13 protein-coding genes and 1 tRNA gene are annotated in these 12,627 nt (G+C 34.2%); 9 read left to right on the top strand and 5 right to left on the bottom strand.

Annotated elements, in window-relative coordinates:
* Nucleotides 1-81: 81 nt before the first annotated feature.
* A tRNA-Ser gene (locus tag RT99_RS01565) sits at nt 82-165 on the bottom strand.
* 249 nt (nt 166-414) lie between these two features.
* On the opposite strand from RT99_RS01565, the gene RT99_RS01570 reads away from it, so the two are divergent.
* The 3 genes from RT99_RS01570 to RT99_RS01580 all read left to right on the top strand — a co-directional run bounded on the left by RT99_RS01570 (nt 415) and on the right by RT99_RS01580 (nt 3,514).
* Nucleotides 415-1,593 (top strand): acetyl-CoA C-acyltransferase, encoded by a 1,179-nt coding sequence (locus RT99_RS01570; protein ID WP_042562981.1) that lies wholly within the window; start codon nt 415-417, stop codon nt 1,591-1,593.
* Between the two features lie 69 nt (nt 1,594-1,662).
* Nucleotides 1,663-2,424, top strand: coding sequence for a C40 family peptidase (locus RT99_RS01575; protein WP_042562982.1), 762 nt, complete (start codon nt 1,663-1,665; stop codon nt 2,422-2,424).
* A 31-nt stretch (nt 2,425-2,455) separates the two neighbouring features.
* Nucleotides 2,456-3,514, top strand: coding sequence for an SMI1/KNR4 family protein (locus RT99_RS01580; protein ID WP_042562983.1), 1,059 nt, complete (start codon nt 2,456-2,458; stop codon nt 3,512-3,514).
* 78 nt (nt 3,515-3,592) lie between these two features.
* Here the strand turns inward: RT99_RS01580 and RT99_RS01585 are convergent, their stop codons facing one another.
* Nucleotides 3,593-4,438, bottom strand: coding sequence for an AraC family transcriptional regulator (locus tag RT99_RS01585; protein WP_042562984.1), 846 nt, complete (start codon nt 4,436-4,438; stop codon nt 3,593-3,595).
* Between the two features lie 119 nt (nt 4,439-4,557).
* On the opposite strand from RT99_RS01585, the gene RT99_RS01590 reads away from it, so the two are divergent.
* From RT99_RS01590 to RT99_RS01605, 4 genes are all read left to right on the top strand, one after another.
* Nucleotides 4,558-5,544 (top strand): aldo/keto reductase, encoded by a 987-nt coding sequence (locus RT99_RS01590; RefSeq protein ID WP_042562985.1) that lies wholly within the window; start codon nt 4,558-4,560, stop codon nt 5,542-5,544.
* Between the two features lie 341 nt (nt 5,545-5,885).
* On the top strand, nt 5,886-6,488 hold the full coding sequence (locus tag RT99_RS01595; RefSeq protein ID WP_042562986.1) for an NAD(P)H-dependent oxidoreductase: 603 nt from the start codon (nt 5,886-5,888) through the stop codon (nt 6,486-6,488).
* An 18-nt stretch (nt 6,489-6,506) separates the two neighbouring features.
* Nucleotides 6,507-6,785 (top strand): putative quinol monooxygenase, encoded by a 279-nt coding sequence (locus RT99_RS01600; protein WP_052483502.1) that lies wholly within the window; start codon nt 6,507-6,509, stop codon nt 6,783-6,785.
* Nucleotides 6,786-6,841: 56 nt separating this feature from the next.
* Nucleotides 6,842-7,306, top strand: a complete 465-nt coding sequence (locus RT99_RS01605) for a DUF3291 domain-containing protein (RefSeq protein WP_042562988.1) — start codon at nt 6,842-6,844, stop codon at nt 7,304-7,306.
* A gap of 85 nt (nt 7,307-7,391) precedes the next feature.
* Here the strand turns inward: RT99_RS01605 and RT99_RS01610 are convergent, their stop codons facing one another.
* Nucleotides 7,392-8,099, bottom strand: a complete 708-nt coding sequence (locus RT99_RS01610) for a class I SAM-dependent methyltransferase (protein ID WP_042562989.1) — start codon at nt 8,097-8,099, stop codon at nt 7,392-7,394.
* 323 nt (nt 8,100-8,422) lie between these two features.
* Here RT99_RS01610 and RT99_RS01615 point away from each other — a divergent pair, with 323 nt between their 5' ends.
* Both RT99_RS01615 and RT99_RS01620 read left to right on the top strand, forming a co-directional pair.
* Nucleotides 8,423-9,304 carry a LysR family transcriptional regulator gene (locus RT99_RS01615; protein ID WP_042562990.1) on the top strand — a complete coding sequence of 294 codons (882 nt, stop codon included), beginning with the start codon at nt 8,423-8,425 and terminating at the stop codon, nt 9,302-9,304.
* 397 nt (nt 9,305-9,701) lie between these two features.
* Nucleotides 9,702-10,979, top strand: a complete 1,278-nt coding sequence (locus tag RT99_RS01620; protein WP_042562991.1) for a DUF2130 domain-containing protein — start codon at nt 9,702-9,704, stop codon at nt 10,977-10,979.
* Nucleotides 10,980-11,127: 148 nt separating this feature from the next.
* Here RT99_RS01620 and RT99_RS01625 read toward each other — a convergent pair whose 3' ends face one another.
* Entirely contained in the window at nt 11,128-11,559 is a 432-nt protein-coding gene (locus RT99_RS01625) for an META domain-containing protein (protein ID WP_042562992.1), read from the bottom strand.
* 103 nt (nt 11,560-11,662) lie between these two features.
* The gene (locus RT99_RS01630; protein ID WP_042562993.1) at nt 11,663-12,442 is read right to left on the bottom strand and encodes an META domain-containing protein; all 780 of its coding nucleotides are present in this window, start codon (nt 12,440-12,442) and stop codon (nt 11,663-11,665) included.
* Nucleotides 12,443-12,627: the final 185 nt, after the last annotated feature.

Below are 12,627 nucleotides of genomic sequence, written 5' to 3' on the forward strand. Positions count from 1 at the left end.
CAGGATTCGAACCTGCGGCCTCCTGCTCCCAAAGCAGGCGCGATAACCGGGCTACGCTACACCCCGAAGGCAAAAATTAAGCGGAGAGACAGGGACTCGAACCCTGGCGACGGTTACCCGTCGACAGATTAGCAATCTGCTCCATTACCGCTCTGGCACCTCTCCAAGCTCAAGGAACGTGTCCTGTTTTGCGGTTGCAAATGTAAGACAACATTCCATATCTCACAACTATTTCTGCGCTTTTTTTAATCTTTTTTCAATCTTTTTTTTAAACCTCTTCACAATCAAACAAATAGAATTAACAAAAAATTCATATTCAATTTAAATTCTAATGAAACTCATACAAATTGATACAAAATTTGAATTTATTTAAATAAACAGTAAATTTGCTAGATTAACTAATATTAACAGAAAATGAACAAAAGAGTTGTTATCGTTTCTGCCGTTAGAACACCTATCGGAAGTTTCATGGGAGGTTTATCTACCGTACCCGCACCAAAATTAGGTGCTGCCGCTATAAAAGGCGCACTTCAAAAAATTAACCTTGACCCAAAATTAGTTGATGAAGTTTTCATGGGCAACGTGGTACAAGCTGGAGTTGGTCAGGCACCAGCGCGTCAGGCTGCGCTTTTTGCCGGTTTGTCTGAAGAAGTTGCCGCTACAACTGTAAACAAAGTTTGTGCATCCGGAATGAAAGCTGTAATGTTTGCAGCGCAGGCGATTGCTTGTGGCGATGCCGAAATCGTAGTTGCCGGAGGAATGGAAAACATGAGTTTGATTCCACATTACGTACAAATGCGTAATGGAAACAAATTTGGTCCTGCAACAATGCTGGACGGAATGCAAAAAGATGGATTGACAGATGCTTACGATAACAACGCAATGGGAGTTTGCGCTGATTTATGTGCATCTGAATACAAAATCACCCGTGAAGAACAAGATAATTTTGCTATTCAATCTTATGAAAGAAGCGCTAAAGCTTGGGACGCCGGAAAATTCGACAACGAAATTGTTCCTGTTGAAGTTCCGCAAAGACGTGGCGAACCTGTTATTTTTTCAAAAGATGAAGAATATACTAATGTCAAATTAGATAAAATCCCTTCATTAAGTGCTGTTTTCACAAAAGACGGAACAGTTACTGCTGCAAATGCTTCAACAATAAATGACGGTGCTGCCGCTTTGGTTTTAATGTCTGAAGAAAAAGCAAATGCATTAGGATTAAAACCTTTAGCTTACATAAAAGGATATGCAGATGCTGCACAAGAACCAAAATGGTTTACAACAAGCCCTGCAAAAGCGTTACCAAAAGCCTTAAACAAAGCAGGAATTGCAATTGGCGATGTTGATTATTTCGAATTCAACGAAGCTTTTGCTGTTGTTGGTTTGGCCAATTCAAAAATCCTTAATCTTGATAACGAAAAAGTAAACGTAAATGGTGGCGCTGTTTCACTTGGTCATCCTCTTGGATGTTCGGGAGCAAGAATCATTGTAACTTTACTGAATGTTTTAGAACAAAATAATGCCAAAACCGGAGCTGCTGCAATTTGCAACGGTGGTGGCGGTGCTTCGGCAATTGTTATCGAAAGAGCTTAAACAAATATTAAATTAGGAGTTGTTTATTAAAAAAATAACTCCTAATTTTCAACTTATAAATTACCCTAAATGTTCGGAATTTGCAATCTAGCCATAGTACCCGTTCGATCTGAGCCAAGTGACAGAAGTGAAATCGTCACACAACTTTTGTTTGGCGAGCACATCGAAATTTTAGAACGTCAAAATCAATGGGCGCGAATAAAAATTCAGTTTGATGATTATGAAGGCTGGGTAGATTCGAAACAATATCAGGTAATTTCCGAAGCAAATTATAACCAGTTAAGCAAAGAAGCTATTATTCTTAATGCTGATTTAATTGATTATATAAGTGCACCCGATAACTTATTATTACCTATTCCGCTTGGCGCTTCTTTGTCATTTTTAAGCAATACCGACATCAATACTGCTAATTTTGATTTCGAAGGAACCAAAACCAGCGGCATTAAACCTAAAAGCGCACTTATAAATACTGCTTTTATGTATTTAAACGCTCCCTATCTTTGGGGAGGAAAAACACCATTTGGAATTGATTGTTCCGGTTTTACCCAAATGGTCTACAAACTAAACGGATACAAAATTCATCGTGACGCCTCACAACAAGCCCTTGAAGGAGATCCATTAAGTTTTATCGAAGAAAGTGAGCCAGGCGATTTAGCCTTTTTTGATAATGAAGAAGGAAACATCATTCATGTTGGCATCATAATGGAAAACAATTACATCATTCACGCAAGTGGAAAAGTACGCATTGACCGTTTAGATCACTTAGGAATTTACAATCCCGAATTAAACAAACACACACACAATCTTCGAGTAATCAAAAAGATCATTTAATTTCCTTAGTAATCCCTTAAAGAAAAACATTTTGACAAAGCTTTCACTTTCTAAAACAGATTTTACAATTAATGATGTTACAATTCAATTTCCAATTGATATAGAAAATTTAAAAAAGATTTTGGGAGATTGTCGACATTTAAAAAAACAACATAACCATATTTATACCTGGGACGATTTTGGCATTATTGCATTTTCTAAAGAAGGAATAAAAGCAGAAAATTTATTACTCGATCTTAATTATGGTAATTACGATTTTTGTTCGAAAAACCCATTTACAGGTGAATTTATTTTTGAAAATCAAGAACTATTTCAATTTTATAAATCCAATAAAAATCAACTCGTAAAACTTTATAAGGGAGATGACAGCGGTGCCTTTATTCTTAATGGCATAAGTGTGTGGTTCAATAAAGAAGATGATAAAATAACGGCCCTTGACATTTCTGCATACAAAGAAAAAGAAAAGAAAGCTAAAACAGCTGTTGATCCTGAATTTAAACAATTCGAATCATTATGGCAGGAATGGATTACCGAAATCAATAAAATTGTCGCAACTGATAATGATTATTACAATCTTACAGATGGTATTTCTCCAGAAGATTTAGAAGAACATTCTACATTAGAAGATGAAATCACAATTCCGCATGCTCTTCAAAACTTTTACAAAGTTCAGAATGTAGAATACGATGCCGTAACTTCTGCTTTCCAGTTCTTGATAGGCGATTGGACGTATGATCTTATTCCGTTTGAAGATATTGCAGAAGAATGGAATTCGATACAGGATTTACAATTTGACGAAGAAGATCTTCCGGAACTGGAAATAGATTTCGAAAAAATAAAAACCAACAATTACGCAAACCCAAAATGGATTCCGTTTGCAACAGGGCGAAATGGAGATTATTTACTCTATGATGCAGATCCCGCCGAAAAAGGAAATTTCGGTCAAATCATAGAACTTCAAAACGAATCCTGGGAACGCAATATAGTTGCCGAATCTTTAGAAGAACTTCTAAGAAACGAAATCAAAAACCTAAAAACAGGCAAAACAGAACATTTCGATTTTATAACCGGCAAAGAAAATCAAGATTAATCCGTTCAATCTAAAACAAAAAAAATCCGCCACAATCCGTGTTTTCGCTTGCGAATCTGTGTCGTCCGCGTTCTAAAATTAAGCACTAACACGAATCGTTCTCCTAAACTCCGAAGGACTATTTCCTCGCTGTTTCTTAAAGAATTTATTAAAGTGACTTTCATCCGTAAAGCCAAATTCATACGCAATCTCGTTAATACGTTTATCACTAAATTGCAAACGATGTTCAATCAGTTTCGTTTTGTAATTGCTAATATATTGCTGCATCGTTTCGTTAGCATGTTTTTTGAAATAACGACCTAAATACGTATTCGAAATTCCGAAATACTCGCTAAGCGATTCTGCTTTAATTCTCTCTGGATAATAAATATTGTTCTGAATATATTGCAAAATATCCATTGCTTTAGCCTCACAACCAATATTTACCTGCTCCGGCAAATACTTAGCAATATTTCGCGCAACCACAATAATAAGTGTATTTACCAATTGCTGAATCAATTCTTTATTATAAACATCTTTATCCTGATGTTCACGAATAATGGCTTCCACCATCACTTTTACCAAACATTTATCTGCCTGATTCTTCAAAATACAACCAGGCTGATGATTCGCATTTTGCAAAATATATTCTAAACGCTGAATATTTTCATTTTGCAGGCTTGAGTTTTTCAAATAAATATCATTAAATCTCAAAAAGAAAAACTTTGTTTTGGTCTTAATGGTAAAATTATGGCAGTCCTCAGGCGTTAATAAAAACATATGTCCGGCATCATATTCAAAAATATTTTTGTTGATACATTGCCTTCCTGTTCCGTCTAAAATATAGACCAACTCAAAGAAATTATGACGATCTCCAACATCTGGATATTCATCAAGAGTTTCAAAAGAAACAGAAAAAGGCTCGTATAAGTTTTCTTTTTTCATAACTATAAAAATTATTTGAAGATGCAAATTTACATAAAAAAGACAAATATATACAAATTAACACTCATAAAAATGGTATAATTTTGCCAAGTGAAATTTAAGATTTAAAATACAACATTATGGAATATAGAAAATTAGGGAATAGCGAACTTGAATTATCAACTATTACATACGGCGCATTTGCCATTGGCGGAAACATGTGGGGCGGAAATGAAAAAGCAGATTCAATCGCATCCATTCACGCTTCAATCGACAACGGCGTTACCACAATCGACACTGCTCCTTTTTATGGATTTGGTTTAAGCGAAGAAATGATTGGCGAAGCGTTAAAATCTCACGATCGTTCAAAAGTACAGTTATTGACCAAATTTGGTTTGGTTTGGGACGGAAGCAATAACCAAAAAGGCGATTTCTTTTTCGATGCCGATGACAACGGAAAAAAAAATCCAATTTATAAATACGCTTCAAAAGCCAACATTATCAAAGAAGTCGAAGAAAGTTTAAAACGCCTTCAAACCGATTATATCGATTTATTGCAAATTCACTGGCCAGATTCTACAACGCCCATTCACGAAACAATGGAAGCTTTAGAAACCTTAATAAAACAAGGAAAAATCAAAGCAGCCGGAGTTAGCAATTATAGTGTTTCACAAATTCAGGAAGCGCAAAAAACAATTCAATTAGCCTCAAATCAAGTACCGTTTAGCATGCTGAATCGTAAAATTGAAACCGATTTGATTCCGCTTACGCTAAAAGAAAACATCGGAATCATTGCTTACAGCCCGATGGAAAGAGGTTTATTAACCGGAAAATATTTCACAGACGGCAAACTAAAAGACAACGATCACAGAAATGGTTATTTCGGTCAGTTCGATCTTCAAAAAGTAAAAACGTTGGTCGAAGAATTGAGTTCTTTAGCAAATGCAAAACACATTTCGATCTCGCAATTGGTTCTACGCTGGACCACTTTACAAAAAGGAATCACAATTGTTTTAGCCGGAGCCAGAAACGCAGAACAAGCTATTTCAAACGCAAAAGCAATGGATTTTGATTTATCACTTTCTGAATTAGATTTCATCAATCTGGCTATTTCTAAAGTTAAATAATCCTATAGAAAATATTTAAACACATAGAAACATAGCCAATAGCAATGTGAAAAGCATTCCTGAGCTTTGTCAAAGTTTTAAACTTTGACAAAGCTTGACAAAGCTAAGCTATGTGTGAGAAACTAGTTTCTTTTTACATTCTCTAAACACAAAGCAAAAACCTATGTTTCTATGTGTTTAAAATTCTACGCAACAAATTAAAAAAACAAGGAAAATAATTAGGGTGTGTCCCTCCGGGTCGGGCTATTCGTTACAATCTTTTTTATAAATAGAAAAAATTTATAAAAAAGGATTTCCACTGCTATCCCTCACACTCACGAATTCATAAGAAAACAAGAAAAATGAAGAAAATATTTATCATTAACGGAAGTCAAAATTTCGCACATTCAGGCGGAAAATTCAACCAAACCGTTACCGACTGGACAATCGAATACTTAATAAACAGCAAGCAATTCGAAATAAAAACAACCGACATCAAACAAGACTTTAATCTTGACGAAGAAGTCGAAAAATTCGTTTGGGCCGATGTTGTAGTTTATCACACACCGGTTTGGTGGTTTCAATTGCCAAATCTTTTCAAAAAATACATCGACGACGTTTTTACAGCCGGACACAACAAAGGAATTTACAAAAGCGACGGAAGAACCAGAACAAATCCCGACATTAATTACGGAACCGGCGGACAATTACACGGACGTAAATACATGCTTACAACAAGCTGGAATGCGCCTGCAACAGCCTTCACACTTCCGGGAGAATTCTTCGAAGAAACATCTGTAGATGACGGAGTGATGTTTGGTTTCCATAAAATGAATAAATTTACAGGAATGGAAAAATTAAATGGTTTCCACTTTCACGACGTTGAAAAAGGTGCAACTGCAGAAAACATCAGTATCTTTAAGGAAAACTATACTAAACATTTGGAAAAAACTTTTAACTTCTAACCTTAACACATCACAATCATGATCTCAATTACAGCCATCATAAAAAGTAAGCAGGAAAATCTTGAAGAAGTCAAAAACCTGGTTCACAATTTAGTTACACAAACCAAAAACGAGGAAGCCTGTATTCGCTACGACCTTCACACAACCGAAAATGTATTTATTATTTGGGAAGAATGGAAAGATCAGGCTGGTCTTGACATTCACAATAACCAACCTTATTTACAGGATTTTATCAAACAAAGCGAGAGTTTAGTCGCCACTCCTATTCTGGTTTATAAAACAACACAATCTTTATAAATAGTTACAATAATTAGGTTTCAAAAAGCTAACTTGCTTCATATAAATATTTAAACATGAATCAATATCATCTTGCCGAAATCAATATCGCAAAAATGAAAGGCGTCGATATTAATGACCCAATCATGAAAGAGTTTGTAGACAATTTAGATCTTGTAAATACCTTGGCCGAAAAAAGCGAAGGATTTGTTTGGCGGCTAAAAGACGAAAGCTCTAATGCAACAAACTTAAACCCGTACAATGACGAGCAAATAATTGTGAATGTTTCTGTTTGGGAAAACATCGAAACCTTAGAACATTACATGTACAAAACGTTTCACAGTGAATTTTTAAAACGTCGAAAAGAATGGTTTTTAAAATTCGGAAAAGCACACACTGCAATGTGGTGGATTCCTGCAGGTCAAATTCCTACTCTTGAAGAAGCAGTTGAAAAGTTAGATTACTTACAGCAAAATGGTCCTTCGGAATTGGTTTTTGATTTAAGGAATAAATTTCCTGCCCCTACAGAAGAAACTGTATAAGTTTTAGCCACGAATTCACGAATTAATCCAATATATTGCGGATAGATTAAAAAAAAATAAATTCGTGAATTCGTGGCAAAAAAAACTATTTAATCCCACCAAAAGCACCAAAACACATATTCTTGTGTAAAATTTCAACACTTTTAAAACCCACTTTTTTCATCAAATCCAACTGATAATTCATTGATCTTGGTGTGTCTTCTTTTTCTACATAATCCAATACTTTCTGGCGATATTCTACACCGCCAATTCCCTCTAAATAATCACCGTAACGCTGCCAGGTATATTCATTTAATAATTCAGTATCTTGAGTTATTAAATCTGAAATCATAAAACATCCGCCGGGTTTTAGCAATTTGAATATCTTAGTAAAAGTTGTTTCCCAATCCTGATCGTCACGTAAATGATGCAAAACTGCTCCGGCCAAAATAATATCAAAAGTATTTTCTTGTAAATCAACTTCGCGAATATCACCTTGCTTCACTTCTACTTTTCCGTTGGTTGCTGCCGAAACTCTTTCAAAAGCACGATCCAACATCGGCAAACTCAAATCGACCAAAGTGCAATTCAAGTTTGGAACTTTAGATAACATTTTTAAAGTATAATTTCCGGCGCCACAGCCAATATCCAAAACACTTTTGGCATTTGGAATAATTCTTTTCGAAGCTTCTGTAATTAATTCTAAAGAAATTATAGCATCGATTGTAGCGACTTGTCCGGTTTCTAAATTCGAGAATCTTTCGACATCATTATCAAAACGTTCCCTGATTTCTGCAATGGTTGATTTTTTCATAGTTTTCTGTTTTTTATGGCACACGGATGACGCGGATTAAACGGATTTACGCTGGTTTTTTTTTAAAATTCTTGTTGTTATTTATTATTTTTTTGTCACAGATTTAAAGATTCGCAGAGGTTTTTTTTAAGAATCTAAATTAAATTTTAAAATCATTTTAATCTGTGGCATTACCTTTTTTTAGTTTTCAATTAAAAAACAATCTGCGTAAATCCGTTTAATCCGCGTCATCCGCGTGCCATATATTTTTTAGTAAAAGTATTTCTTTCATATATACTTCAAAAATACTTATTTTGTCAATTATCAATACTTAATAGGTATTTATGGAATTACGTCATCTGAAATATTTTTTGGCTGTAGCCGAAGAACTGAATTTTACCAAAGCTTCCAAAAAACTTTTCATTTCACAGCCGCCTTTGAGCCGTCAGATTATGGAGTTAGAAGAAGAAATCCAGGCACGCTTGTTTATTAGAAACAATAAAAAAGTAGAGCTTACCGAAGCCGGAAAATACTTTGAGAAAGAAGTTAGAGAACTTTTTCAGAATCTGGAACGCATTTCTATCAAAACAAAAAAAATAGCCGAGAATATTTCGGGCGAATTCAGAATCGCTTACATCAGTTCGATTTATGCTGAAGTAATTTCAGAATTAATAAAACATCTTAAAGAACAATTTCCGTATGTAAATTTCAAATTATTTGAAGTTTCAACGACCAAACAAATTGCAGCTTTAGAACAGGGAAAAATTGAATTGGGAATTATTCGTTCTCCTATAAAATCTCCTAAAATAAAATCACAATTGTGGTTTCAGGACGGATTTTCGGTGGTTTATAACAAAAGTGTAATCCAAATTAATTCTGAAAAAGAAATCCCGAATTTAAAAGACGAAACTTTTGTGTTTTTCAACAAAGATTACGCACCGCATTATCATGAAGTTTTATTGCAACTTTGTTCTTTTTATGGTTTTACGCCAAAAGTTGTTCACGAATCAAACAACATCAATTCAATTGTGCAATTGGTAAAAAATGGTTTAGGAATTTCGATTGTTCCGTCTAATATTGCCAGAAACAATCAGGATCCGGAAATTGGTTTTATCGAATTAAAGAAAGTCAATTTGTATACTGATGTTTCTTTAATCACTTCAAAAGAAGACGATTCTGAAATCACAAAATCTGCGGTTGATTTTTTATTGAATTTTAAAAAATAATTACAAGAGTTTGTCGCAAAGTCGCAGAGTCGCAAAGTTTTGAATTGCCTCCTGCTTTAGCTGGAGGAAAATAGAAATGGTATATAAAATGGCTTTAGCCGAATATACGATTCGGCTAAAGCCATTTATAATGCAATTAGAACCTCCAGCTAAAGCTGGAGGCAATTTATAAATATCTTAAAATCTGCGTCTTTGCGAGATTAATTAAATTATGGAAATCCGTAAAAACTAAAAGCTTAAAGGAATTAAATTGCCCCCGTAAGCAGAACGAAACATAAATATAATTAGTGCAATTCGTGGCAAAAAAGTTACAATTTATCACAAGTAAATTCCCTAAAAAGAATGAACTTTTAGATACCTTAGCAAATTATTACATTATCTAAATAAAATCAATAAAATGGCAGAGCAATCTTCAATTCAGTGTCCAAATTGCGGAACTACAATCGATGTAAATGATATTCTAAAACATCAATTGGAAGATAGTATCCGTAAAGAATATCAACAAAAAGCCAATGCTCAAAAACAAGAATTAGAACTTAAAAACGAGCAATTAGAAAAAGCTAAAGCTGAGTTTGAAGCCAAAAAGAAACAGGAAAATGAACTTTTTGCTGAACGTTTAGAACGTGAAAAAAAGACAGCCGAAAAAGAAATTACCGAAAAAATAAAAACCAAACTCGACGAAGAAAACAAAGATCGTTTGGTTGCAATGGAAAAAGAGCTTTCTGAAAAGTCGGAGAAACTTCGTGAATTAAATAAAATGGAAGGCGAAATATTGAAGCTTCAGCGTGAAAAACTGGAGATGAAAGACGCTATTGAAGCACAAGCTCAAAAACAACTTAATGAAACTTTGGTTCTCGAACGTGATAAAATTCGTAAACAGGAAGAAGAAAAAAACGAGCTTAAAATAAAAGAATACCAAAAACAATCTGACGATCAAAAAAAGCTGATCGAAGAAATGAAACGTAAGCAGGAACAAGGTTCTATGCAATTGCAAGGCGAAGTAATGGAATTGGCAATTGAAGAATGGCTGGCAAATAATTTCCCATTGGACAGTATTGACGAAGTTAAAAAAGGTGCAAATGGTGCCGATTGCCTTCAAATTGTAAACACGCGCGAATTGCAAAATTGTGGCTCTATTTATTACGAAAGCAAGCGTACAAAAGCTTTTCAACCATCGTGGATTGAGAAATTTAAAAATGACATTAGAACCAAAAGAGCCAATATTGGGGTTTTGGTTACCGAAGTAATGCCAGCCGGAATGGATAGAATGGGAATGCGTGACGGAATCTGGATTTGTACTTATGAGGAATTTAAAGGTTTGAGTGCTGTTTTACGTCAATCGTTAATTCAGGTTAGTCAGGCGGTTCAGGCGCAGGAAAATAAAGGCGATAAAATGTCGATGTTGTATGATTTTTTAACCAGCAACGAATTCCGTTTACAAATTGAGGGAATTGTAGAAGGCTTCACGCAAATGCAAGGCGATCTTGATGCCGAAAAAAGAGCGATGCAACGAATCTGGAAACAACGTGAAAAACAAATTGAAAAGGTGGTACACAATACTTTAGGAATGTATGGTTCCATTCGCGGTATTGCAGGAAATGCAGTTCAGACTGTAAGAGCTTTAGAACTTGATTTTATTGAGGAAGACGAAGATCCAAAAGAATTACCGGAATAAAATATTACGAGATTGAACGCGGATGACGCGGATTCGCTAACGCGAAGACACGGATTTACGCGGATTTTTACTTCTTTTTCGTAACGAAACGCAACAAAAAAGGCTTCGCTAGTAATAGTCGAAGCCTTTAGTTTTTGGTTTCTTTTAATTAACCTTTTTTGAATGACATTGTTAATCCAAATTGGTTTGAAAGGAATAATTTATTTTCCTTAATAGAATAACCTGAATTTGTTCTCAACAACTGCAAAAATTCAGCTTCTTTTTTTGCATCACATTTTTTAGTTTCTGACGTAAGATTTAAAAACTGGATTTGACCTTCGCCTTTAGATAATAAATTTCCTTTGATAGCATTACATCCTGTTGAACCTGAAAACGTTGCTGGATTCATTACAATTTTTGGTAAGCTTGAAAAGTCTTTATCAGTAACAACTTTACCATTTAAATTTTCCAAAACCCAGTTTTGCTGCAATTTCTTTTCAATTGTCTTTTCATTAGTCGATACTGTTGCCTTTGTTTCTTTAGCAGATTTGCAGCCAAAAGCCAATGAACCTGCAATAAATAACATTAAAATCCTTTTCATGTAAAATATTTTTTTTATAAGTTTTATTTTACAAAAATATTCTGAGTTGAAAAGATCTTAGAATGTCATACGGTTTTTTTAAAATATATTAAGACATTTTAAATTAATCTACTTTTTTAAAAACAAGGATTTTTCCCGAAGGGTTTGATAGTATTAATCTGTTATCGCCAACAGAATAAGTGGTTACATTTTGAAGCGCTTTTGCAAATTCGCCTTCTTTATTTCCTGGCGTACAAGCCATTAAAGTCGAAATAACTTTTGAGAATCTTAGTAAATCCTTTTCATAAAATATAGTACCGCTAATTGCATTACAGCCGCCATAACCCATGAATTTATTTTCTGCAGAATTAATTTCAATTCTTGGTAATTCTCTTTGAAAATCGGTTATAAAAACTTTGAAACCATTTAATTCTTCGAGAACCCAAATATCATGCAAGCGGTAATCTGTATTATATTTTCCGCAGCCACTCAGTTTTTCAGCTTCTAATTCGGAGTTGTTCTTTATTTCAACTGTAACTTTATAAGGAGAAATTGCTCCCGACATTGAATTCTGACATTCCAATTGCTGAATTGTAATTGTGGCAGTCGAAGTTTCATTACTTACTTTATACATCCTTACATTGGCATCCATTGCTTTTATGGCTTCAACAGAGGGGAAAATAATTTTTTCTTTTCCGGTAATCAACGATGTGAAAACAATTTCATCATTTCCCATTTTCAATCCCCAAAAAGGTTCGTTTCCGGTTGCTGTAAAATAATACTTCATCTCATCTTCCTGAGTTCCATACTCAGAAGTAGTTTGTGGATCTGAACTTTTGCTCACAGTAGATTTACAACTCACAATTAAAGAAAACAACAGCAATAGTGAAATTATATTTTTCATAACGATTTTATTAAGAATATTTGCTTACCGAAAAACATATATAAAATTCTTATGAATTTACGACATTTTTTTGAAACTCTTATTTAGAATGTTTTCAAATTTTAAATAATTTCTATTACAATAATTCACCCGAAACGCCCACTACGTAAAAGATTACGACTAATTACGTAATTACATTAAAGATA

The sequence above is a fragment of the Flavobacterium sp. MEB061 genome (assembly GCF_000834715.1).
Classification (GTDB): domain Bacteria; phylum Bacteroidota; class Bacteroidia; order Flavobacteriales; family Flavobacteriaceae; genus Flavobacterium; species Flavobacterium pectinovorum.